The 23,096-nt window shown below is 68.3% G+C and carries 25 protein-coding genes; 18 read left to right on the plus strand and 7 right to left on the minus strand.

Annotated elements, in window-relative coordinates; genetic code table 11:
• Window positions 1–8: 8 nt before the first annotated feature.
• The 4 genes from DEQ92_RS00645 to DEQ92_RS00660 are packed head-to-tail and all read left to right on the plus strand — an operon-like array spanning window position 9 to window position 3,199.
• Entirely contained in the window at window positions 9–1,055 is a 1,047-nt protein-coding gene (locus tag DEQ92_RS00645) for an ABC transporter substrate-binding protein (protein ID WP_050459109.1), read from the plus strand.
• A complete protein-coding gene (locus DEQ92_RS00650; protein WP_050459108.1) occupies window positions 1,052–1,921 on the plus strand; it encodes an ABC transporter permease in 870 nt (289 codons plus the stop codon). The genes DEQ92_RS00645 and DEQ92_RS00650 overlap by 4 nt, the downstream gene beginning before the upstream one ends.
• Window positions 1,909–2,715 (plus strand): ABC transporter ATP-binding protein, encoded by an 807-nt coding sequence (locus tag DEQ92_RS00655; protein ID WP_004976803.1) that lies wholly within the window; start codon window positions 1,909–1,911, stop codon window positions 2,713–2,715. The genes DEQ92_RS00650 and DEQ92_RS00655 overlap by 13 nt, the downstream gene beginning before the upstream one ends.
• A gap of 31 nt (window positions 2,716–2,746) precedes the next feature.
• Window positions 2,747–3,199, plus strand: coding sequence for a hypothetical protein (locus tag DEQ92_RS00660; protein ID WP_115804874.1), 453 nt, complete (start codon window positions 2,747–2,749; stop codon window positions 3,197–3,199).
• Window position 3,200: 1 nt separating this feature from the next.
• Here the strand turns inward: DEQ92_RS00660 and DEQ92_RS23690 are convergent, their stop codons facing one another.
• Window positions 3,201–3,350, minus strand: coding sequence for a hypothetical protein (locus DEQ92_RS23690; RefSeq protein ID WP_004041491.1), 150 nt, complete (start codon window positions 3,348–3,350; stop codon window positions 3,201–3,203).
• Window positions 3,351–3,485: 135 nt separating this feature from the next.
• Between DEQ92_RS23690 and DEQ92_RS00665 the strand changes: the two genes are divergently transcribed.
• On the plus strand, window positions 3,486–4,820 hold the full coding sequence (locus DEQ92_RS00665; RefSeq protein ID WP_115820303.1) for a DEAD/DEAH box helicase: 1,335 nt from the start codon (window positions 3,486–3,488) through the stop codon (window positions 4,818–4,820).
• 39 nt (window positions 4,821–4,859) lie between these two features.
• On the opposite strand, the gene DEQ92_RS00670 is transcribed toward DEQ92_RS00665, so the two are convergent.
• A complete protein-coding gene (locus DEQ92_RS00670; RefSeq protein ID WP_049905210.1) occupies window positions 4,860–5,252 on the minus strand; it encodes a hypothetical protein in 393 nt (130 codons plus the stop codon).
• A 152-nt stretch (window positions 5,253–5,404) separates the two neighbouring features.
• Between DEQ92_RS00670 and DEQ92_RS00675 the strand changes: the two genes are divergently transcribed.
• On the plus strand, window positions 5,405–6,907 hold the full coding sequence (locus DEQ92_RS00675; protein WP_115820304.1) for a DUF790 family protein: 1,503 nt from the start codon (window positions 5,405–5,407) through the stop codon (window positions 6,905–6,907).
• A gap of 24 nt (window positions 6,908–6,931) precedes the next feature.
• Here the strand turns inward: DEQ92_RS00675 and DEQ92_RS00680 are convergent, their stop codons facing one another.
• Window positions 6,932–7,468 (minus strand): hypothetical protein, encoded by a 537-nt coding sequence (locus DEQ92_RS00680; protein ID WP_115820305.1) that lies wholly within the window; start codon window positions 7,466–7,468, stop codon window positions 6,932–6,934.
• Window positions 7,465–8,406, minus strand: a complete 942-nt coding sequence (locus DEQ92_RS00685; protein WP_004976813.1) for an RsmB/NOP family class I SAM-dependent RNA methyltransferase — start codon at window positions 8,404–8,406, stop codon at window positions 7,465–7,467. The genes DEQ92_RS00680 and DEQ92_RS00685 overlap by 4 nt, the downstream gene beginning before the upstream one ends.
• Window positions 8,407–8,571: 165 nt before the next feature.
• Here DEQ92_RS00685 and DEQ92_RS00690 point away from each other — a divergent pair, with 165 nt between their 5' ends.
• From DEQ92_RS00690 to DEQ92_RS00725, 8 genes are all read left to right on the plus strand, one after another.
• On the plus strand, window positions 8,572–9,318 hold the full coding sequence (locus tag DEQ92_RS00690) for a proteasome assembly chaperone family protein (protein ID WP_115820306.1): 747 nt from the start codon (window positions 8,572–8,574) through the stop codon (window positions 9,316–9,318).
• A gap of 116 nt (window positions 9,319–9,434) precedes the next feature.
• On the plus strand, window positions 9,435–10,130 hold the full coding sequence (locus DEQ92_RS00695; RefSeq protein ID WP_004976816.1) for a nucleotide exchange factor GrpE: 696 nt from the start codon (window positions 9,435–9,437) through the stop codon (window positions 10,128–10,130).
• Between the two features lie 132 nt (window positions 10,131–10,262).
• Window positions 10,263–11,033 carry an alpha/beta hydrolase gene (locus DEQ92_RS00700; protein WP_199522730.1) on the plus strand — a complete coding sequence of 257 codons (771 nt, stop codon included), beginning with the start codon at window positions 10,263–10,265 and terminating at the stop codon, window positions 11,031–11,033.
• A gap of 190 nt (window positions 11,034–11,223) precedes the next feature.
• Window positions 11,224–13,095 (plus strand): molecular chaperone DnaK, encoded by a 1,872-nt coding sequence (gene dnaK / locus DEQ92_RS00705; RefSeq protein WP_004976822.1) that lies wholly within the window; start codon window positions 11,224–11,226, stop codon window positions 13,093–13,095.
• A 151-nt stretch (window positions 13,096–13,246) separates the two neighbouring features.
• A complete protein-coding gene (dnaJ, locus tag DEQ92_RS00710) occupies window positions 13,247–14,404 on the plus strand; it encodes a molecular chaperone DnaJ (RefSeq protein ID WP_004976824.1) in 1,158 nt (385 codons plus the stop codon).
• 52 nt (window positions 14,405–14,456) lie between these two features.
• A complete protein-coding gene (locus DEQ92_RS00715) occupies window positions 14,457–14,777 on the plus strand; it encodes a cupin domain-containing protein (protein ID WP_004976826.1) in 321 nt (106 codons plus the stop codon).
• Between the two features lie 102 nt (window positions 14,778–14,879).
• Window positions 14,880–15,587, plus strand: a complete 708-nt coding sequence (locus DEQ92_RS00720; protein ID WP_115804868.1) for an AMP-binding protein — start codon at window positions 14,880–14,882, stop codon at window positions 15,585–15,587.
• Window positions 15,588–15,730: 143 nt separating this feature from the next.
• Complete coding sequence (locus DEQ92_RS00725) at window positions 15,731–17,038, plus strand: dicarboxylate/amino acid:cation symporter (RefSeq protein ID WP_115820307.1); 1,308 nt, start codon at window positions 15,731–15,733, stop codon at window positions 17,036–17,038.
• Window positions 17,039–17,059: 21 nt separating this feature from the next.
• Here DEQ92_RS00725 and DEQ92_RS00730 read toward each other — a convergent pair whose 3' ends face one another.
• Window positions 17,060–19,066, minus strand: a complete 2,007-nt coding sequence (locus DEQ92_RS00730; RefSeq protein ID WP_115820308.1) for an AMP-binding protein — start codon at window positions 19,064–19,066, stop codon at window positions 17,060–17,062.
• 123 nt (window positions 19,067–19,189) lie between these two features.
• Between DEQ92_RS00730 and DEQ92_RS00735 the strand changes: the two genes are divergently transcribed.
• Window positions 19,190–19,771, plus strand: coding sequence for a GNAT family N-acetyltransferase (locus DEQ92_RS00735; protein WP_004976834.1), 582 nt, complete (start codon window positions 19,190–19,192; stop codon window positions 19,769–19,771).
• A gap of 26 nt (window positions 19,772–19,797) precedes the next feature.
• On the opposite strand, the gene DEQ92_RS00740 is transcribed toward DEQ92_RS00735, so the two are convergent.
• The gene (locus DEQ92_RS00740; protein WP_004976836.1) at window positions 19,798–20,067 is read right to left on the minus strand and encodes a hypothetical protein; all 270 of its coding nucleotides are present in this window, start codon (window positions 20,065–20,067) and stop codon (window positions 19,798–19,800) included.
• A 97-nt stretch (window positions 20,068–20,164) separates the two neighbouring features.
• Window positions 20,165–20,419, minus strand: coding sequence for a hypothetical protein (locus tag DEQ92_RS00745; RefSeq protein ID WP_004976838.1), 255 nt, complete (start codon window positions 20,417–20,419; stop codon window positions 20,165–20,167).
• 156 nt (window positions 20,420–20,575) lie between these two features.
• Between DEQ92_RS00745 and cdd the strand changes: the two genes are divergently transcribed.
• From cdd to DEQ92_RS00760, 3 genes are read left to right on the plus strand one after another with little or no spacing between them, the layout of a single operon-like run.
• Entirely contained in the window at window positions 20,576–21,010 is a 435-nt protein-coding gene (gene cdd, locus DEQ92_RS00750; RefSeq protein ID WP_004976840.1) for a cytidine deaminase, read from the plus strand.
• Between the two features lies 1 nt (window position 21,011).
• On the plus strand, window positions 21,012–22,220 hold the full coding sequence (locus tag DEQ92_RS00755) for a hypothetical protein (RefSeq protein ID WP_004976841.1): 1,209 nt from the start codon (window positions 21,012–21,014) through the stop codon (window positions 22,218–22,220).
• Window positions 22,217–23,035 carry a nucleoside phosphorylase gene (locus DEQ92_RS00760; protein WP_004976843.1) on the plus strand — a complete coding sequence of 273 codons (819 nt, stop codon included), beginning with the start codon at window positions 22,217–22,219 and terminating at the stop codon, window positions 23,033–23,035. The genes DEQ92_RS00755 and DEQ92_RS00760 overlap by 4 nt, the downstream gene beginning before the upstream one ends.
• Window positions 23,036–23,096 lie beyond the last annotated feature (61 nt).

The following is a 23,096-nucleotide window of genomic DNA, read 5'->3' on the forward strand; positions in this document are numbered from 1 at the left end:
CGATGGCAATGACAGAGGCACCACGCTCGACTTCACTCAGCCGTAGACGATTCCTGCAGGGCTCCGGCCTCGCCGCGACCGCCGGCCTCGCGGGCTGTCTCGGCGGGTCCGGCGGGAGCGGGCTGGACGAACTCAACGTCGCCTACATGCCCATCTACCCGGACATGCAGTACTTCGTGTTGGAAGAAGAGGGGCTGTTCGACCAGCTTTCGGTCCCGGTCGCGGGCAAGAAGTTCTCCGACGGTCCGAGCATCGTGCAGGCGTCGGCGACGGGCGACTTCGACGTGATGATGTTCGGCATCGTCCCGGCGATGATTGTCATGGACAAGGGCATCCCCGCGAAGATCACCGCGGCGAACATCAAGAACGCGATGCAGATTCTCGCCACCGACGACTTCGCCGCCCTCTGGGAGGAACACGGTGCGGACGCCTTCGCCGAGTTCGAGGCGCGAGAGGGCCGGAAGTTCACCTTCGGCACGTTCCCGCCGGGGTCGGTCCCCGACATCCTGCTCCGCTACTGGATTCAGAACACGCTCGGGCTCGACCCCGAGGAGGACGTGAACATCAAGGGCCTCGGCGGCGCGGCCGCGGTCCAGCAGGCGCTCCTCTCGAACAACATCGACGGCACGAGCATCATGGAGCCCGTTCCGACGGTCATCGAGGCCAACGACGCGCCGTTCCAGCCCATCGCGTGGGCGGGCGACTTCATGCCCGGCCAGCCCGCGGCGGTCACGCTCATGCACGACCGCCTCCGGCAGGACAACCGCGACCTCGCCACGGAGTTCGTCGAACTCCACCAGCGGGCGACGAACTTCGTCGCCGACAACCCCGACACGGCCGCCCAGCACGCGAGTTCGGTCATCGGCGAGAGCGCGCTCCCGGTCGAGACCGCTCGCGCGGCGCTCGACTCCCCCGCGTCGGACTTCATCACCGACCCCCACGATATCGAAGGCGGCGCTGAAATCTTCGCCGACTACGCCCAGACGCTCGGGAAGACGGAAGCGCAGTTGACCGTCGACGAGATGTTCGATTACGGCATCTACGACTCGCTATGAGCAACGACGAAGTCGGCAGCGGCGTCGCCCTCTCGGAGACGGAGGCGGACGAGCGACTGCTCGACCGGCTCGCGGGGTTCTCCTCTGAACAGACGGGGCTCGCGGTCGCCGGCTTCGCGGGCTTTCTCGCCGTCTGGTACGTCGCCGCGCTGTTCCAACCGACGTATCTGCTCCCCTCGCCCGTCGAGGTGCTGGCGGCGTTCGTCGTCGAACTCACCGCGCCGGCGTCGCTTTCGATTCCCTTCACCGGCGCGGAACTCCCGGCGACTCGACTGGTGGTCAAGCTGATTCAGAGCCTCTACCACTACGTGCCGGGCCTGCTCATCGGGACCTCGCTCGGCGTCTTCGCGGGCGTCGCCATGGGCTGGAACACCCGCGTCGACAGCGTCTTCACGCCCGTCACGCGCCTCCTCCGGCCGATTCCGCCGCTGGCGTGGATCGGCTTCGCCGTCATCTGGCTCGGCGTCAACCACCAGGGCGCGACGTTCATCGTCGCCATCGGCTCCTTCTGGATTAACTTCTACAGCGCCTACGGCGGCGTCGAGGGGGTCTCCGAGGACCTCAAAGAGGTCGCCGCGAGCCTCGGCGTCGACGACGACTGGACGATGATTCGGAAGGTCGTCATCCCGGCGGCCAGCCCCTCGATCATGACCGGCATCCGGACGAGCATCGGCCAGTGCTGGATGATCGTCGTCGCGGCCGAACTCATCGTCGGCGTCGGCGTCGGCTACGAGATTCTCAACACGGCGCAGAACCTCGCCATGGACGTGTCGGTCGCCTACATGCTCGTCATCAGCATCGTCTTCCTCGTGAGCGACGGCCTGTTCCGCCGGGTCGAACGGCGGGCGCTGGAGTGGAGAGCATGAGCGGGGACGCGAACGCGGGAGCCGACGCGACCGCGACCGACCCCGACGAGACCGCGACGGTCCGGGTCGATTCGCTCGGCAAGACCTACGCTTCCGACCGCCGGACGGTCGAGGCGCTGTCGGACGTCGAGTTCGCGGTCGAGGACGGCGAGTTCGTCTGTATCGTCGGTCCCTCCGGCTGCGGCAAGACGACGCTGTTCCGCATCATCGCCGGCCTCGAAGACGCCACGTCGGGCGCGGTCACCCTCGACGGCTCGCCCGTCACCGGCCCCGGCACCGACCGCGGCATGGTGTTTCAGGAGTACGGGCTGTTCCCGTGGCGAACCGTCGCCGAGAACGTCGCTTTCGGCCTCGAAGAACAGGGCGTCGAGGAGCCGGCGCGCTCGGAGCGCGTGACTGAGATGCTCGAACTCGTCGGTCTCGACGGCTTCGCCGACGCCTACCCGAAGGAGCTGTCCGGCGGGATGAAACAGCGGGTCGGCATCGCCCGCGCGCTCGCGGTCGACCCCGAACTGCTCCTCATGGACGAGCCGTTCGGCGCGGTCGACGCCCAGACCCGCGACATGCTCCACGGCGAACTGCTCGACATCTGGGCGGAGACGGACAAGACGGTGCTGTTCGTCACCCACGACGTCGAAGAGGCCGTCACGCTCGCCGACCGCGTGGTCGTCATGGCCGCCAACCCAGGCCGCGTCCGCGAAATCGTCTCGGTCGACATCGACCGCCCGCGCGAGCGGACCGAAAGCGAATTTGCAGAATACGTCGAGCGGATTCGCGGGCTGATAGGCGAGTAAGCTTTTCACCCTCGATTCGGTACCTCGGTTTATGATATCTAGACGACAGGTCATCGCTGGCGCAGTCGCCGGACTCGGTGGCATTGGCCTCGCCGGCAATGCGGTGTATCAGGAGTTCAGGCCGAAGCTGTTGCTCTCGGTGATGAACTTCCACGACCAACCGCACTCCTTGACCGTGCAACTCGTTCGCCGAGGCGCCGACGAGTGGAGCGAAGGACTCGCATGGATGGAGTATATCGACATCGAGGCGCAACCCGAGGACGGAGACGTTCCGAGACTGAATTTTCCGGCGGTTGCTCCCGCTCGGCCGTACATCGTCCACATCGAAGCCCGGAGCAACAATATTGGCGACCGAGAGTTCACGTACCTGCCCGACTGTTCTGGGTACGACTCACCAACCCCCGGACTGTACATCGTCATCTCCACGGAGGGGGAGATTAAACTCAAAGGGACCGGGTGTAGCGATGATTCGCTGTGGTACTGAACTACTCCCGCGCCGCTCGCAACTCGTCGATGTGTGCGTCGATGACCGACAGCGTCGCGTCGGCGTCGACGTAGCCCTTCTCGTACTCCTTCATCGCGCTGTTGTAGTCGCTGAGGAACTGTGCGACCGCGTCGTCGAGGTCGTCGCTCATACACGTCCGTAGCCCCGCCATCGGATTTGAACCTTCGGCCCGCGGACGACGGGACCGGAAGCGCACGGGACTCCGGCCCGACCGCCGCACCGCGGGACCGTCGATTTATGACCGCGCCCCGCCAACGCGCCGGTAGTGACGACCCTCCGCTTCGAGGACGGAACGATTCACCTCGCTACCGACCTCGATATCTCGATTCCCGGCGTCGAAGCCGACCCCCGAAGTGGCGGCTATCGAGCCCCAGCGATGCGGTACGCCGCCATTCGGGACGAATTAGAGCGACGGGGAACCGAGTTCGAAGACACGCTCGCCCTCGACGCCCCCCTCTCGCTTTCGACGACCTACGACCTCCGCGACTACCAGCGCGCCGCGCTCGACGCGTGGCTCGACGCGGGCGGTCGCGGCGTCGTGGAACTGCCGACCGGCGCGGGCAAGACGGTCCTCGCGGTCGCCGCGATGGTCGCCCGCTCGGTGCCGACGCTCGTCGTCGTGCCGACCATCGATTTACAGGACCAGTGGATACGCGAACTCGAAACCGAGTTCGACGTGCCGGTCGGTCGGTTCGGCGGCGGCGAACAGACCCAAGAGGCCATCACGGTCTCGACGTACGACTCGGCGTACCTCCGCGCCGACGACGTGGGCGGCGACTTCGGTCTCGTCGTCTTCGACGAGGTCCACCACCTCGGCGGCGAGGGATACCAAGACATCCCGCGCTTTCTCGCCGCACCTTCCCGCCTCGGCCTGACGGCGACGTTCGAGCGCCCCGACGGCGCACACGAGCGCGTCGAGGAACTCGTCGGCCCGCGGGTGTACCGCCTCGACGTGGACGACTTGGCGGGCGACCACCTCGCCGACTACGAGGTCCGCCGAATCGAGGTGGAACTCACGGCCGACGAGCGCGAGACGTACGACGAGGCACAGGAGACGTTCGTGAACTACCTGCGCACCTCGGGGCTGTCGATGCAGTCGGGCAGCGACTACCAGAAACTCGTGATGCGCTCCGGGAACGACCCGAGAGCGCGGGCGGCGCTCCTCGCCAAGCAGCGCGCCCGCGACGTGATGATGAACTCCGAGGCGAAGGTGGACAAACTGGCCCGGTTGCTCGCGCGACACCGCGAGGACCGCGTCATCGTCTTCACCGCCTCGACCGACCTCGTCTACCGCATCTCGCGGTGCTTCCTCGTCCCGCCGATAACCAACGAGACCGGCACGAAAGAGCGCCGCGAAATCCTCGACCGCTTCCGCGACGGCACCTACGACACCGTCGTCGCGGCCAACGTGCTCGACGAGGGCGTGGACGTGCCCGACGCGAACGTCGGCATCCTCCTTTCGGGGTCGGGGTCGGAACGCGAGTTCACCCAGCGCCTCGGTCGCATCCTCCGACCGAAGGCCGACGGCGCGACCGCGACGCTCTACGAACTCGTGAGCGTCGAGACGGCGGAAGAACGGGTCGCGGCCCGGCGTCGGTGACGCGGGTCGGCACCGGCGGGAAAGCGGTCGCCTTCGGAGTCAGGCCAGCGAGACGTTCAGGTCGCCGTTGTTGGCGAAGGCGTCGTACTCGAACTCGAACTCGATTGCGAAGTCGGCGCTCCCGGCTGCCGGGACGGCGAGCTCCTGCGACCGGGTCGACTCCTCGTCGCGGACGCTGACGCGGGCTTCGACCGTGGCGATTCGCTCCGCCCCGCTGTCGTTGACGACCGTCCCGAAGACGCGGAGGCGGCCGTCGTCGGTCGCCTCGAAGTCGACCTCGGAGATACGAACCGGCGGTACCTCTGGGGTGTCTCGGGGCTCCCCTGCCGGTGCCTCGGGCGGGTTTCGCGGACCCGTCGCGCCCGGAAGCGACCCGAGACAGCCGGACGACAGGCCGACCGCGACCAGTCCGAGGAGGCGTCGTCGCTCCATACGATGGCGTCCGCCGCGGGCGCAATGAACCTTGTCGTCCGCGCCGTCGGCCGTGTCCGCCCGCGCCGTCGGCCGGTGTCCGCCCGCGCCGTCGCTCACTCTCGCCCACGCCGCCCGAGTCGTTTTTGTCCCGCGGTCCCGTCGTGGCGAGCGTGCTGACGAAGGACCTGCTTCGCGTGTCGCGGGCGGGCGGCGGCTACCACCCGCAGTTCGCCGACCGGGGAGACCGCCCGCTGGCCGCGAAGGCCATCGGCGTCTTCCGGCGGCACGTCGGCGACGCGCGGGCCGACCTCGACGACGCCCTCGCGGACCTCGAAGCCGAGGCCGACGACTTCAAACTCGCCCGCGGCTTCGCGTCGCTGCTCGACCGCGAGGCGGTGTTCGAGACGGCGGCTCCCCTGCCGCCCGTTCGCGCCCGCCGCGCCGCGTTCGAGGCCGCGATGGCGGTCGGTGGCGTAACGACCGACGAGGAGCGAGCCGCGGCGCTCGACCGCGCGGCGTCCTCGCTTGGGTCGTCGCCCGAGGCGGTCGACGAGTCGCTCACGGCCGACCGCGAGGTCGAACAGGTGCTTTCCGAGTTCGACCCGCGGTGGACGCCCGACGAACTGCTCGCGCAGTACAACCTTTCGCTCGCCCAGACCGCCCTGTTCGACGCGACCGAGGTTCGGGTCCGAAGCTCCGACCCGAAGGCCGTCGTCTCGGCGGTCAAGCGCCTCCGCCTCATGTACGAGGTCCGGAAGACCGACGCCGGGCGCGAGGTCGTCGTCACCGGTCCCGACGCGCTCTTTCAGCGAACCAGACGCTACGGAACCGCCTTCGCCCGCCTGCTTCGGTCGGTCGCAACCGCCGGCGACTGGCGACTCGTGGCGACCATCGACGACCGCGGGACGGAACGCGAACTGACGCTCACGAGCGAGGACGTGTCGGTCCCCGGCGTCGAGCCGATGGCCGAACCCGGCTTCGACAGCGACGTGGAGGCCGACTTCGCCGCCCGCTTCCGCGGCCTCGACCTCGACTGGTCGCTCGTCCGGGAGCCGGAGCCCCTCGAAACGGGGACGAGCGTGATGATTCCGGACTTCGCGTTCGACTACGCGCACGCCGACTTCCGCGTCTTCTTCGAGATTATGGGCTTTTGGACGCCCGAGTACGTCGAAAAGAAGCTGGGCCAACTCGCCGACGTGGAGGACGTGGAACTCGTCGTCGCCGTGGACGAGTCGCTCGGCGTCGGCGAGGACATCGCCGCCCGCGACCACCGCGCGGTCCCCTACTCCGGCTCCGTGCGCGTGAAGGACGTGGTGGACGTGCTGCGCGACTACGAGTCCGACCTCGTCGCCGACGCGGCCTCGTCGCTCCCCGCCGAACTCGCGCCGGACGACGACGTGGTCACCCTGTCCGACCTCGCGGCGGCCCGCGGCGTCTCCGTCGACGCGCTCGACGACGTGGTCTTCCCGGAACACGAACTCGTCGGGCGGACCCTGGTTCGGCCCGCCGTCCTCGACGCGCTCGTCGGGGAAGTCGAGGCGGGGATGTCGCTGTCGGCGGTCGAGTCCGTCCTCGACGACCGCGGCCTCGACGACGCGAGCGCGGTCCTCTCGCGGCTCGGCTACCGGGTCGAGTGGGAGGGTCTGACCGGCGGAACGGTCAAAGAGAAGTAGTCTCGGGGGGCGACCCCGAACCGCTCAGTCGAGTTTGACGAGTTCTTCCTGCCGACCCTTCGGGACGGTCGAGCGGAGTTCCCCGTGGAGGTAGAGCCCGACGCCGAGCGGTTCGAGTTCGCCGGCGATTTCGTGGGCGGCGGTGAGGTAGCCCCAGTCGCCCTCCCATCGGTCGAGCTGTTGGTCGTGGCCGTCGACGAACGCCTTCGCCTCGCCGGGGGTCAGTTCGATGACGTTCTTCGTCGCGTCGCCGCAGAACCGCTGGACCGCGTTGGTCGAGGGCTTCCAGTGGCGCTGACGGGTCCGGAGGATGCGCATTCCGAGCCCCTCGACTTTGATGGGGTCGACGACCTCGCCGTGGAACGCCCAAATCTTGCCCGCGCCCTTCTCCCAGAACGTGTAGCCGTCGAAGACCGCCGGGTCGACGCCGAACCGCTCTTCCCACCAGTCGACGACCTCCTCGCGGGAGGGCCGCCCCTCGACGACGCGGTCGTCGGGCGTCGGCGGCAGGCGGTCGAACTGCTGGCCCCAGTTCTCGTCGGGGGCGGTGTCGTCGCTCATGCGTTCACCTCCAGTTTGGCGGTGAAGAAGCCGCCCGTGTCGTTGTGGTGCGGGTAGACGCGGCGGGCCTTGGTCACCGACGGGTCGTACTCGTCGCCCTCCCACTCGGTGATGCCGGGCGCGGTCTCGAAGCCGTCGGGGACGTCCCACTCGACGACCTCGCAGTCCTCCCGTTCGAGGACGAAGTCGAGGATGGCCTCGTTCTCCTCGGGCGCGAAGGTACACGTGGAGTAGACGACGGTGCCGCCGGCTTTCGTCACCTGCACGGCGCGCCGGAGGATGCCCTTCTGGATGCCGGCGACGCTTTTGACGTGGTTCATCGTCCACTCGTCGAGCACGTCGGGGTTCTTCCGGCAGGTGCCCTCGCAGGAACAGGGGGCGTCGACGAGGACGCGGTCGAACTGCTCGAACGACCCGGACTTTTCGGGGGTCCGCTCCCCGAAGGGCTTCATCGAGAAGTTGCGGGCGTCCTGATTCGACACGACGAGGTTGGTCACGCCGAGGCGCTCGGCGTTGTGGCGGAGCGCCGACAGCCGACCGAGGTTGTTGTCGTTGCCGACGAGGACGCCCTCGTCGTCCATCATGGCGGCAATCTGGGTCGTCTTCGACCCCGGCGCGGCGCAGGTGTCCCAGACGCGCTCGCCCGGCTGCGGGTCGAGTGCGATAGCCGGGAGCGCCGACACCTCCTCTTGGCCGTGGAGCCAGCCGTGGAAGTACGGCCAGTTCGTCCCCGGACTGCTGTCTTCGAGCTTCAGGATGCCGGGGTGCCAGTCGGTCGGTTCGTAGGCGACGCCCTCGTCGTCGAGCGCCTCGCGGGCGCGCGCCACCGTCGTCTTGATGGTGTTGACGCGGACGACGGAGGGAAGCGGCCGCTCGCAGGCCGCGAAAAAGGCCTCCTCGTCGTCCACGAGCGGCGCGTACCGCTGGAGCGGGTTCATGACACTCGATTCCGCGGGGGCGCGCTTGTCGGTTTCGGAGTCGTCGGGTGACGAGCTCGGAGCCGCGGGGAGGCGACGCGGGACGGTTCACGGACGCGGACCCGTCCGTCGATAGCGACGCAGTCGCCCGTCGGATTTACTTCGCCCCGGCGACCATGTTCACGTATGGCACGCATTCGCGTCCTCGCGGAGGAACTCACCGACGAACTGGAGTCGCCGACGCTGGTCGAAGGACTGCCGGGCGTCGGGTTGGTCGGCAAAATTGCGGCCGACCACCTGGTGGAGGCGTTCGACATGACCCACTACGCGGACGTGTTCTGCGAGGGCGTCCCGAAGGTTGCGGTCTACATGAAGGACAACCCGACACTCCACCCGCCGGTCAGGCTCTACGCCGACGCGGAGCGGGACCTGCTCGTCCTCCAGAGCGACATCCCCATCCGACCCGACGCGGCGACCGAACTCGCCAGCTGTCTCGGCCCGTGGTTCGAAGACCTCGACGTGCTTCCCGTGTTCCTCTCGGGCATCGCCCACGAGAAGTCCGAGGACGTGCCCGCGCTCTACGGCGTCGGCACCGACGGCGCGACGTCGCGGCTCGAAGACGCCGGCATCGACCGTCCGACGGAGACCGGCCTCGTCTCGGGACCGACGGGCGCGCTCCTGAGCAACGCCGTCTCGGTCGGCCGCCCGGCGCTCGCGTTGGTCGTCGAGTCGGACCCGCAGTTCCCGGACCCCGAGGCGGCCCGGGTCATCATCAAACACGGCATCGAACCGCTCGTCGGCGTCGAGGTCCCCGTGGACGACCTCGTGGACAGCGCCACCGAGATACGGCAGGCGAAAGAGCAGTTGGCCCGGCGGATGCAGCAGTCCGACGAGGAGAGCACGCAGGCCCGGCCGCTCGGGATGTACCAGTAAGGCCGCTGTCGGTCGGTGACGGCGGGTATCGACCCGCGCGGCCGCCCCACGGTGAGAAGCGTTTCGGCCGGCCCGCAGTCTACACGTTTAAGCCGCGCCGGCCACTTCTCCCGCCCATGAGCGACGACCCTGCCGAGTCGGCCACGGACGCGAACGCGGAATCCGAGCCCGACGCGGCACCCGACGCAGCGGCGCAGGCGGCCGAAGACGCGGCGACGGACGCCGAGGGCGAGGCGTCGAGCGCCGAGTCGGCGGCCGAGGACCCCGACGCGACGGGCGACGGGCCGGCCGTCTCCGACCGCGTCGCCGAGTACGACGACGACCTCGCGGCCGAGGTCGCGGCGCTCGAAGCCCGCGTCGCCGACCTCGAAGCCGAGCGCGACGAGGCCGAAGCGACGGCCGAGGAACTCCAGTCCCGCCTCAAGCGCACGCAGGCGGACTTCCAGAACTACAAGAAGCGCGCGAAGAAGCGACAGGACCAGATAAAAGAGCGCGCCACCGAGGACTTCGTCGAGCGCGTCGTCACCGTCCGCGACAACCTCGTCCGCGCGCTCGACCAGGACGAGGACGCCGACATCCGCGGCGGCCTCGAATCGACACTCAAGGAGTTCGACCGCATCCTCGAAGACGAGAACGTCGAAATCATCGCCCCCGAACCGGGGACGGACGTGGACCCCAACCGCCACGAGGTGATGATGCGCGTCGACAGCGACGAGCCCGCGGACACCGTCGCCGACGTGTTCCAGCCCGGTTACGAGATGGCCGACAAGGTCATCCGCGCCGCGCAGATCACGGTCAGTAAGGGCGAGTAGTCGCGAGCGACGCGGCTGTCTCCCCGCGGCCGGCCACGGCGGCTTGACGCGTCGCCGACCCGGGGAGGACTTTTGTTCTCACCTCGCAATCACTACGGCATGCGACTTCGTTCCCGTCGGCGGCGGCCGACCGTGCGCGTCACCCAACACGGTGACCCCGGCGACGACGACCTGCTTTTCGTCCTCGGATGGGGCAACAAGCCGGGTCACCGGAGCGTCGAGTGGCTCCTCGACCGCCTCACCTACGAGGGCTACCACGTCCACGCCGTCGAACTCCCGACGAACGGCTGGGAGTTCGAGGGCCAGTACGTGAGCCCGGTGCGGGCGTACGCGGTCGACCGCGACATCGACCTCGTCCTCAGCCACAGCACCGGCGGCCTCGTCGCCGCCCACCTCGACCTCGCGGTCCGGAACGTCTTTTTGAGCCCGTGGTGGGGGACCGCGACCGCCGGCCTCGATGGCCTGCTGCTCCCCGTCGTCAGGCGGTTGCCGACGACGCGCCCGTTCGTCCCCGCGGGCATCTCTCGTACGGACCTCGGCGAACTGAAACTCGCCGCCGAACTGGCCGACGGCCCGGACAACGCCTCGCCCGCCTTCCTCCGCATGATTCACGGCGCGCAGGAGTCGCTGCCACCGTTCCGTCCCGACGACGTGGTCTTCGTCTCGCTGTCGGACCGGGTCGTCGACGTTCGCGCAATCGGCGACCGGACCCCCGCGTCGAACCTCGTCCCGTACGACGGCGGCCACGAGTTCTTCGCCAGCGAGGGCAGGGAGCGGACGCTCTCGGTGGTGCTCGACGCCCTCGACGGAGCGGACCCGTCGTCGCTCCGACTCGGCGGTGCGGGCGTGCCCGGCTCCGACGACTCGACCGACGGAACGGAGCGACCGCAGTCGATGGACTGAGACGCCGTCGCCATCGACATCGACTCTGCCGGACGCGACGCTGGCGACGCGGTCGGCGGTTCTACATAAATCGACCGACCTGTTTCGACGCGAGAACGCAAAATCGCAAGACAGCGTCGACCTCGGTGCGCGCCGTGTGTCGCAGTATCTAGTAACCTTTAACCGGCAAAAGACGGTATTTGCGGGCAAGATGGCGAGCAACAAGATTCTGGGTATCGACCTCGGCACCACGAACAGCGCGTTCGCGGTGATGGAGGGCGGCGACCCGGAGATTATCGTGAACGCAGAAGGCGACCGAACCACCCCCTCCGTCGTCGCGTTCACCGACGACGGTGAGCGGTTGGTCGGCAAGCCGGCGAAGAACCAGGCCATCCAGAATCCCGAGCGCACGATTCGGTCCATCAAGCGCCACATGGGCGAGGACGGCTACTCCGTCGACATCGAGGGCGAGGAGTACACGCCGGAGCAGATTTCGGCGATGATTCTCCAGAAGATCAAGCGCGACGCCGAGGACTATCTCGGCGACGAACTGAAGAAGGCCGTCATCACCGTCCCCGCGTACTTCAACGACAAGCAGCGTCAGGCGACGAAGGACGCCGGCGAAATCGCGGGTCTCGAAGTCGAGCGCATCGTCAACGAGCCGACCGCGGCCTCCATGGCCTACGGCCTCGACGACGAGTCGAACCAGACCGTGCTCGTCTACGACCTCGGCGGCGGCACCTTCGACGTGTCCGTCCTCGACCTCGGCGGCGGCGTCTACGAAGTGGTCGCCACGAACGGGGACAACGACCTCGGCGGCGACGACTGGGACGAGGCCATCATCGACTGGCTCGCCACCGAGTTCAAGAACGACCACGGCATCGACCTCCGCGAGGACCGACAGGCCCTCCAGCGCCTCAAGGACGCGGCAGAGGAGGCCAAAATCGAGCTCTCCTCGCGCAAGGAGACGACCATCAACCTCCCGTTCATCACGGCGACCGACTCCGGGCCGGTCCACCTCGAATACGACCTGACCCGCGCGAAGTTCGAGTCGCTCACCGCTGACCTCATCGACCGGACGGTCGAGCCGACCGAGCAGGCGCTCGAAGACGCCGGCTACGACAAGGGCGACATCGACGACGTCATCCTCGTCGGCGGCTCCACCCGGATGCCGCAGGTCCTCGACAAGGTCGAAGAGCTGCTCGGCTCCGAGCCGAAGAAGTCCGTCAACCCCGACGAGGCCGTCGCGCTCGGCGCGGCCATCCAGGGCGGCGTTCTCGGCGGCGAGGTCGACGACATCGTCCTCCTCGACGTGACGCCGCTGTCGCTCGGTATCGAGGTCAAAGGCGGCCTCTTCGAGCGCCTCATCGAGAAGAACACGACGATTCCGACCGAGGAGTCGAAGATATTCACCACCGCGGCCGACAACCAGACGACGGTGCAGGTCCGCGTCTTCCAGGGCGAACGCGAGATGGCCGAGGACAACGAGCTCCTCGGCGAGTTCACGCTCTCCGGCATCCCGCCGGCCCCCGCGGGCACCCCGCAGATCGAAGTCGGCTTCAACATCGACGAGAACGGCATCGTCAACGTCTCCGCCGAGGACAAGGGCTCCGGCAACGCCGAGTCCATCACCATCGAGGGCGGTGCGGGCCTCTCCGACGACGAGATCGACCGCATGCAGCAGGAGGCCGAACAGCACGCCGAAGAGGACAAAGAGCGCCGCCGCGCCGTCGAGGCCCGCAACGAGGCCGAGGGCGCGGTCCAGCGCGCCGAGACGCTCCTCGAAGAGAACGAAGAGAACGTCGACGACGAACTCCGCGCCGACATCGAGGCGGCCATCGAGGACGTCGAAGCGGTCCTCGAAGACGACGACGCCTCCACGGACGAACTCGAAGACGTGACCGAGGACCTCTCGAAGGAACTGCAGGAAATCGGCAAGCGCATGTACCAACAGCAGGCGCAGGCCGGCGGTGCCGGCGGCGCTGGCGCTGGTGCGGGCGCGGCCGGCGGCCCCGGCGGTGCGGACCCCGAGGACTTCGTCGACGCCGACGCGGACTTCGACGAGGAAGACGAGGACAACTAACGCTAACCACCTGACCGACTCTCGGGTCGCCGAGAGACCCGACGCCGGCGGTCGAATCCGGTCGGAATCCCGGATTTGACGCCGCTCGCGCTCGCCGCGATACGAGAGACGGACTTTTCAAATACCTTCACCGGCTACAAGAGAGCAACTGATGAGCGAGGACTTCTACGACGTACTCGGGGTCTCGCGGGACGCCTCGAAAGACGAGATCAAGAACGCGTACCGCAAGAAGGCCGCGAAGTACCACCCCGACGTTTCCGACGAGGACGACGCCGAGGAGAAGTTCAAGAAGGTCCAGAAGGCAAAGGAGGTGCTCACGGACGACGAGAAGCGGCAGATGTACGACCAAGTCGGCCACGAGCGCTTCCAGCAGTCCCAGAAACGCGGCGGCGGTGGCGGCGGCCGCGGGGGAGGCAATCCCTTCGGCGGCGGCGGCAACCCCTTCGGCGGGATGGGCGGCGGCGGTGGCGGCTTCGAGGACATCTTCAACAACCTCTTCAACGGCGGCGCGGGCGGCCAACAGCGCAACCGTCCCCAGCAGGGTCGCGACGTGGCCCAGCGCATCTCCATCGACCTCGAAGACGCCTACCACGGCGTCGAGCGCGACGTGACGATTCGCCGCCGCGAGGTCTGTCCCGAGTGCGACGGCGAGGGCCACCCCGAGGACGCCGACGTGAACACCTGTTCGGAGTGTAACGGCTCGGGCCAGCAGACGACGGTCCAGCAGACGCCCTTCGGCCGCGTCCAGCAGACGACGACCTGTCGCGCCTGCGGCGGCGAGGGCGAGACCTACAGCGAGGACTGCTCGGAGTGTCGCGGCAGCGGGCGCGTCCGCCGCACTCGCGACGTGACCATCACTATCCCCGCCGGCTTCCGCGACGGCCAGCGCCTCCGCTACCGCGGCGAGGGCGAACCCGGCGAGAACGGCGGCCCCAACGGCGACCTGTTCGTCGAGGTCAACGTCCGCGACCACGAGGAGTTCGAGCGGGACGGCGACGACCTCCGCTACACCCACCCCATCTCCTTCCCGCAGGCCGTCTTCGGCGCGACCGTCGAGGTGCCGACGCTCGACGGCGAGGAGGAACTGAAGGTGCCCGCGGGCACCCAAAGCGGGTCGACGTTCACCGTCTCCGGCGCGGGGATGCCCCACCTCGACGGTCGGGGCCACGGCGACCTGCACGTCGAGGTCCACGTCGTCACGCCCGAGGACCTCAACAAGGAACAGCGCGAGGCGCTCAAGGAGTTCGCCGAGGCCGGCGGCGAGGAGGTCAAAGAGGGCCTCTTCCAGAAGCTGAAGAACTCGCTGTAACGGATTTCCGGCACCACCACGCTCTCTTGTCCGGCGGCCGTCAGTTCAGGCGATGTCCTACACGAAAGCGAACTACGAGGACGTAGACGCGGTCGGCGGCGGTCTCCATTTCCTGCGAGACGAACTCGACTGCGTCGAACTCGGCTTCAGCGTGTTAGAGACCGACCCCGACTGGTCCGGCAAGCCGCACGACCACGCCGAACAGGGCCACGAAGAAGTGTACTTCCTCGTCTCCGGCGGGGCGACGCTCGTCGTCGAAGACAAGAAAGTCGACCTCGAACCCGGCGACGCAGTACGCGTCTCGCCCGAGGACACCCGCGAACTCCGAAACGGTCCCGAAGAGAGCACGTTCGTCATCGCGGGCGCGCCCTGAGCGACGGAGCCGAGACTCAGACGTCGACGCCCGCCCCGCCGCGTTCTCGGACCGCGAGAGCGCCTCGGGGCCTTTTTTCGCGCCGACTCCCTACGACCGGCCATGGACGTTATCGGCGACCTCATGGCCCGCGACCGGCGGAGCGACCGACTCGCCCTCCGGGTCGACGGCCCCGGCCGGACCTACACGTACCACGACCTCATCACGACCTCGTACAAGGCCGGGAACGTCCTCCGCTACCTCGGCGTCCGCAAGGGCGCTCGCGTCGCGGTCGACCCGGTCTCGCTCCCCGAACCGCTGTTGACGTTCCTCGGGGCGGCCCAACTCGGCGCGGTGACCGCGTTCGACCCGGCGGTCGAGGCGCGAGCGACCGTCGTCGCCGTCGACCGCGAGACGGAGTTCGCCGACCTGCCGCCGGGACAGAAACTCGCCGTGTTCGGTGGCCCGCCGAGTTCGCCCGCGACGACGCACTGGGAACAGGAGGTCTGGAGCGAGAACCCGGCGGTCCACCCGGAAATCGTCGCGCCCGACGACCCGGCGCTCGTCGCCGACGACCGCGAGTTCACCCACGGCGACCTGCTGGACGCGGCCCGGCGGGTGGCCGCCGACTTCGACCTCGGCGAGGACGACACGGTCGCGGTCAGGTCGTCGCTCAGCCACCCGGGAACCGTCGTCGCCGGCGTGCTCGCCCCGCTTCTCGCCGGCGGGACGATTCGAATCCCCGCGGGCGACGAGGCCGTCGAAGCGGCGCTCGCAGTCGGCGACGGGGTTCCCGAAGCGGTCGCCCTCGCGCCGGACGACGCGTACTGACGACGACGCGTGGGGTGGAGAGAAACCACCGAAGACTCCAACTATTAATTCATATTTGAGATTGAATTCTACCTCGGTGTTAAATTCAGGATTTCCACCGCTATATTTATATTCTGGCTGTATCGTTAGTGCAAACACGTTACATGTCACAGTCTAGCATTGTGTCTCTGTGGAACCGGTATCGGTCGGTCGGCATCGTCTACCGAATCGGGGTCGCGTTCGTCCTCGGGTCGCTCGTCGGCCTCGTCGTCGGTGAGCCGGCGACGGCCCTGAAACCGGTCGGCGACCTGTTCGTCCGACTGCTGAAGATGCTCATCGTTCCCATCGTGGTGTTCACGCTCCTGATGGGCGTTCGACAGCTCTCGCCGTCGTCGCTCGGCCGCGTCGGTGCGCAGGTAGTCGGGCTGTACGCGCTCACGTCCGCGTTTGCGGTCGCCATCGGACTCGGCGTGAGCAACCTCGTGTCCCCCGGCTCTCGCGGGCTCGAAGAGCTGCTCGCCGGCGCTGAAGCCCAGAGTGCGGAGGCCCCGAACGCGGTCGAGGTCGTCCTCAACATCGTCCCGACGAACCCCGTCGGTGCGATGGCCGAGGGCAGCGTGCTCCCGACCATCTTCTTCGTCGTCGTATTCGGTCTCGGCCTCACGCTGGCGTGGGAAGAGACGGACGACGAGCAGGTCAAACGCGGCATCGAGACGTTCTTCGACCTCGCCGACGCGGGCGCAGAAGCGATGTACAAGGTCGTCTGGGGGGCGATGGAGTTCGGCGTCCTCGGCGTCTTCGCGCTCATGGCGAACGTCTTCGGCACCGCCGGCGTCGACGCTATCCTGCCCTTCGCGCTCCTCATCGGAACGATGCTCCTCGCGGCCGTCGTCCACATCGGGGTCGTCTACCTCGGCACGTTCGTCGTCGGGGTCGCCGGTCGGTCGCCGGTCGCGTTCCTCTCCGGCGCGCGCGACGCGATGGTGACCGCGCTGAGCATCCGGTCGTCGTCCGGAACGCTCCCGGTGACGATGTCCGACGCGGACGACAACCTCGGCATCGAAGAACGCATCTACGGCTTCACCCTCCCGCTCGGTGCGACCATCAACATGGACGGCACGGCGATGTATCAGGGCGTCGCGGCCATCTTCGCGGCGAACATCGTCGGCGTGAACCTCTCTCTGGCCGACCAGTTCGCGGTCGTCGCGGTCGCCGTGCTGGCGAGCATCGGGACTGCCGGCGTCCCCGGGTCGGGGCTCATCATGCTCACGCTCGTCTTGACGCAGTTGGGACTCCCGCTGGAAATCGTCGGTCTCGTCGCCGGCGTCGACCCCATCCTCGACCGCATCCGGACGATGGTGAACGTGACCGGCGACCTCGCGGTGACGACCGTCGTTGCCACGTGGAACGACGCGGTCGACTTCACCGCCGACGCGTGGAACGACGGTGTCGGCGCGGCGCTGTCCGACTGAACGAAGGCGGAAAAAACCGCTTCAGGACGCGTTTTCTATCTTTTCGAGCGACTCGGGGTTCTCGATACTGCTCATGTCGCCGAGGTCCTCGCCCGCGTAAATCGAGGCGATGGCGCGGCGGATGATTTTGCCCGACTGCGTCTTCGGGAACTCGTCGACGAACAGGATTTCGCGCGGGCGGAACGGCTTGCCCAACTCGTCGCCGACGACGCCGCGAAGCTCCTCGCGGAGGTCGTCGCGCTCCTCGACGCCGTCTTCGAGGACGACGTAGGCGACGACGGCGGTCCCGGTGGTGTCGTCGGGGACGCCGACGGCGGCGGCCTGATTCACCGCGTCGTGTTCGATGAGCGCGCCTTCGACCTCGGCGGGGCCGACCTTGCGGCCGGCCACGTTGAGGGCGTCGTCGGCGCGGCCGTGGAGGAACCAGAAGCCGTCTTCGTCCTTCTGGGCCCAGTCGCCGTGGTCCCAGAGGTCGTCCCACGACGACCAGTAGGTGTCGAGGTAGCGCTCGTCGCCCTCCCAGAGGCTCTTGGTCATCGACGGGCAGGAGTCGCGGGCGACGAGGAAGCCGCGCTCGTTGGTGTCGGCGATGGATTCGCCCGAGGAGCCCACGATGTCGATGTCCATCCCGAGGCCGGGGCCGCCGAGCGAGCAGGGCTTGAGCGGTTGGGTCGGCATCGGCATGAGGAAACAGCCGCAGATTTCGGTGCCGCCGGAGATGTTGATGATGGGGGCTTCGCCGCCGCCGACGCGCTCGTAGAACCACATCCACGACTCGGGGTCCCACGGCTCGCCGGTCGACCCGAGCAGGCGGAGGCTCGACAGGTCGTGTTTCTCGACCTCCTCGTCGCCGTACTTCCGCAGGGCGCGGATGGCCGTCGGCGAGATGCCGAAGGTGGTGATTCGGTGGCGCTCTATCATGTCCCAGAAGCGGTCCGGGTTCGGGTAGTCGGGCGCGCCCTCGTACATGAAGACCGTGCCGGCGAAGGTGTGGTTCCCGATGAGCGTCCACGGCCCCATCATCCAGCCGATGTCGGAGACCCAGAAGAAGCGGTCTTCGGGCTTCTGGTCGAAGCCGAAGTGAATCTCCTTGGCGGTCTGCATCTGGACGCCCGCGTGGGTGTGGACGATGCCTTTCGGCTTGCCGGTCGTCCCCGAGGAGTACAGGAGCATCGACTCGGCGTCCGACGGCAGGCGCTTGGTTTCGTACGCCGCGTCGGCCTCGCCGACGGTGTCGTCCCACCACTCGTCGCGGCCCTCGGTCCACGGCACGTCGGCGTCGCTACCCCCGCTTTCGTCACCGAACCGCCGGTAGACGACGACGTTCTCGACGCAGTCCGCCTCCGCCATCGCCTCGTCGGCGGTCGGCTTCAGTCGGACTTCGGAGCCGCGGCGGTAGAAGCCGTCGGCGGTGAAAAGCACCGAGCACTCGGGGTCTTCGAGGCGGGTCGCGGTGGCGTCGACGCCGAACCCGGAGAAGATGGGGACGGCTATCGCGCCGACCTTGAAACAGCCGTAGAGGATGGAGATGACTTCGGGGACCATCGGCATGTAGAGGCCGACGGTGTCGCCGGTCTCGACGCCGTACGATTCGAGGACGTTGGCGACGCGGTTGGCCTCGCGGTAGAGGTCGTGGTAGGTCCGCTGGACGACCTCGCCGTCTTCGCCCTCCCAGATGCAGGCGACGCGGTTCCGGTTCCCGGAGTCGACCGCGGCGTGGCGGTCGAGGGTGTTGTGGGCGACGTTGATTTCGCCGCCGGGGTACCAGCGGGAGAACTGCGGTCCCTCCGAGTCGTCGCGGACGGCGTCGTACTCCTCGTAGAAGTCGATATCGAGGTAGTCGACGAGTTCGTCCCAGAACCACTCGACGCCCGAGGCACCGACGCCCGGGACCTCGGTCGTCGTCCGCTCGATGAGTTCGTCGTAGTCCTCGATGTCGTGTTCCCGCATGAATCGGGTGACGTTGGCGTCCTCGACGAACGCCGGGTCCGGTTCGTGTACCACGGTGTCGGTGTCGGGTACGTCCATGAATCGAGGTACCGCGACCGCGACCATGAATCTTTAGTGTTCTTTCGTTGAGTTCGCCGGACGCGGCGGGAATCGTCGTACCGGCCCGAGTCGTTTTTGTCGGCCGGTGTGCTACGAGTAAGCATGTACGTCCGAGACGCGAAGAACCGAGACGAGGTCTGGTTGCTCGACTCGCTGGAGGAACTCGGACTCGACGACGGCTCCTTCCGGTCCCGCGATTACGTCATCGCGCTCGACGAGGAGTCCGGCGAGAAGGCGGGGTTCGGGCGAATCCGGGTCCACAAGACCGACGAGCCGTTCTGCGAGGTCACCTGCGTCGGCGTTTCGGAGCGGTGGCGCGGACAGGGCGTCGGCGCGCACGTCGTCGAGCGACTGGTCGACCGCGCCGCGGCCGAGGAGTTCGAGACGGTTTACGGCTTCACCTCGGACCACGGCTACTGCGCGCAGTTCGGCTTCGAGGCGGTCGACGCCGAGGACCTCCCGGCGGGACCGCGTCGGCGACTCGACCGGGTCAGAGAGGTCGACGGCGACGCCATCGCGCTCCGACTCGACCGCGAGGCGTTCTCGATGCCCGAGCGCCTCCGCGAGCGGTTCAAAGTCGCCGCGCCCGCGAGCGTCGGGGACGCCGAGCCGGAGCTGACCGCCGAGGACTTCGGCTACGACGAGGAGACGCCGACGAAATACTCCACGAACCTGCGGCGCTGAATCTCCGGCACCGAGCCGGGACCGAGTCAGGTCCGGTCGTCGAGGAAGTCGGTGCTGAAGACGATCCAGGTCAGCACGCTACAGAACAGAATCGGCGGGAGGATGGCGAACCCCCAGAGGGGTTCGAGCCCCTGCAGGAGGATGAGCACCACGTCGGCCAGTCCGAGCGCGAGGAACGGCGCGGTCGCCAGCGCGGCGCGCTTTCGGTTCTTGCCGCCCGTGTCCTCCGGGAGCGGGCCGGGCGAGGCGTCGCCGGCCGAGGCGTCCGAGGTCGAGGTCGACGAGGGCGCGTCCATGCGGGTTCGTCGGGGCCGGACGAGCAAAAACGGTCCGCCTTTCGGTCGGAGTTCCCCGGCCGATACGCCTTCGCCGTCAGCGTCGGTAGCCGCCGTCCTATCGGGCGTTTTCGACGCGCGAGGCGTACTCGACGAGCGCGAACAGCGCGCCGAGGATGACGGCCGAGAACACCATCCCGTAGAGGCTGAACGCGAGCGGGGTCGTCGGCAGCGAGAGGAGGCCGAACAGCGATATCTCGGCGGCGACCTGGCCGCCGTTCTCGCCGATGAAGACGCCGAGGATGCCCGAGATGGCCACGACGCTCGCGCCGACGAGGAGCAGGATTCGTCGTCCGCCGGATGTGTCGTTCACGACGCCGCGTTAGGGCCGAGCCGTATAGTCGCTTGCGGGACGACGCGACGGGCGAGCGACCCCGTAATCTCGCCCGTGTCGGTCCGTGTCCGTCGGCCGACACGACAGTCTCGGGGAGCCGAACGAACTAAGCCACCCCACGCGAATGAGCGCCCAATGCCCGAAGCACTCGTCGAACGCGCCCGCGAAGCGCTCGACAACGCCTACGTTCCCTACTCGGAGTACACCGTCGGAGCGGCGCTCAGGACCGCCGACGGCGAGGTCTACGTCGGCTGCAACATCGAGAACGCGAACTACTCGAACAGCCTCCACGCCGAGGAGGTCGCCGTCGCGGAGGCGGTAAAGAACGGCCACACGGAGTTCGACCGCCTCGTCGTCACCTCGGGCGCACGCGACGGCGTGACGCCCTGCGGGATGTGCCGCCAGACCCTCGCGGAGTTCTGCGACGAGGACCTCCCGGTCGTCTGCGACCTCGGCGGCGACGACGTCGCCGAGTACGCGCTCGGCGAACTCCTCCCGAACACCATCTCGCTGGACACGCTGGAGGCCGCCGCGGCGAAGCGCGACGCCGACGCCGAGCCCGACGAATAACGTGTCCCTCGCCGTCGGCCGCGGAACCGCCGCCCTCGCGCTCGCCCTTCTCGTGGTACTCTCTGGGTGCACGTCTCTGTCGCCCGCTCCACCCGTCGTAGACGCGGCCCTCGGAGCTCCGGCCGACGCGACCGACGGCGACGACGGAGCCGTCTCGGCCGTCCGCGGCGGAACCGGCTCCGCGGCGATGCCGGAGACGCGACCCGCGGACAACCCGTGGCGTCGCGCGCCCATCGTCGTCGGCATCGACGCGCCCGCGGACGGCCGCGACTACGCCTCGCTCGTCGAATCGGCGGTCGACTACTGGCGAGCGAACGCGTCGGCGACCGCCTACGACCCGGCGTTCGTCGTGGTGCCGAACGCCTCGGCCCCGGACGTGACCGTCTCGGTCGTCGAGCGAATCGACGCCTGCGGCGACTACGACGGCACCGACGCGGTCGGCTGTGCGCCCCTCTTGGACGGCGACGACCCGACCGCGCCCAGCGAACCGGTGTCGGTGGTCGTCGCCGCCGGCTACGACGACCGGACGACCAAGACGGTCCTACGCCACGAGTTCGGCCACCTGCTCGGGCTGACCCACGACGACGCCGGCGACTTCGCCGTGCTGTCCGAGCGCATCGAGACGACGCGACTGCCCGAACCGGACGCCGCCGACCGGGAGACGCCCTTCCGCGAGCGGACCGTCGCGGTTCACGTCGACCTCTCGAACGTCTCGCCCGACGACCGGGCGACCTACGAGGCGGAACTCGACCACGCGCTGTCGTACTACGAGGCCGGGGGCGACGGCGTCGCGCCCGCGAACCTCTCGTTCGAGCGCGTTTCCGACCCCGCGATGGCGGACGTGACGCTCTCGGTGTCGGCGTTCGGCGACGGCGACTCGGGCGTGCGCTGGCGGCGGACCGGTGTCGACGCCGACGACGACGAGGCGCTGGAGTGGTACACCGGCGGTGACCTCGTCGTCGACGCCGACCTCGACCCGTCGCTCGTCGACTGGTACGTCGGCGCGGGACTCGGCTACCTGCTGGCGGCCGACGAGCGCGCCGACCTCCCGCCGCCGTTCCGCGACGGCGACCTCTCCGACGACCCGGCGTGGCGCGGGGTCGCGGGCGAGGCGACGGTCGACGCGGCGGTCGAGAGACCGACAGGGAACGCGACGACGCCTCCGGAGAACGCAAGAATTTCCACCGCTGGCCCGCGAGTAGAGCCATGAACGATAGCGAGGACCCGAACGACGAGGTTCAGTACCACCTCGAAGTCGGTCCCGAGGACCTCGCCGACGCGGTGTTGCTCCCCGGAAATCCCGAGCGCGTGGACAAGGTGACGGCGCTGTGGGACGACCACGAGGAGAAGGCCTACCACCGGGAGTACCGGACTGCGACCGGGAACTACGACGGAACGCCGATTTCGGTCACCTCGACGGGTATCGGCAGCCCCTCGGCGGCCATCGCGGTCGAGGAACTCGCCCGCGTCGGCGCGGACACCTTCATCCGCGTCGGCTCCTGCGGCGCGATTCAGCCCGAGATGGACGTGGGCGACCTCGTCATCACCTCGGGCGCGGTCCGACAGGAGGGCACCTCCAAGGAGTACGTCCGCGAGGACTACCCCGCTGTCGCCGACCACGAGGTCGTCTCGGCGCTCGTCGCGGCCGCGGAACGCCTCGGCTACGACTACCACGTCGGCCTCACGATGAGCGCCGACTCCTTCTACGCGGGACAGGGACGCCCCGGCTTCGAGGGCTTCCGCGCCGCCGGCTCCGACTCGCTGGTCGAGGAGCTCCGCGAGGCGAACGTGAAGAACATCGAGATGGAGGCCGCGGCGCTTCTGACCATCGCCAACGTCTACGGTCTCCGCGCGGGGGCCGTCTGCTCGGTCTACGCGAACCGAGTCACGGGCGAGTTCCGCACCGAAGGCGAGTCGCGCGCGGCGGAGACCGCCAGTCTCGCGGTCCACCTCCTCGCCAAGATGGACGCGGTCAAGCGAGACGCGGGCGTCGACCGCTGGCACGCGGGTCTCAGCCTCGATTAATCCGACAACCGTCGAACCCGGATTTCGACGCCCTGGGGCCGTGGAGGCCAAAATTACCACA

Source organism: Haloferax sp. Atlit-6N, from assembly GCF_003383195.1.
GTDB classification, from domain to species: Archaea; Halobacteriota; Halobacteria; order Halobacteriales; family Haloferacaceae; genus Haloferax; species Haloferax gibbonsii.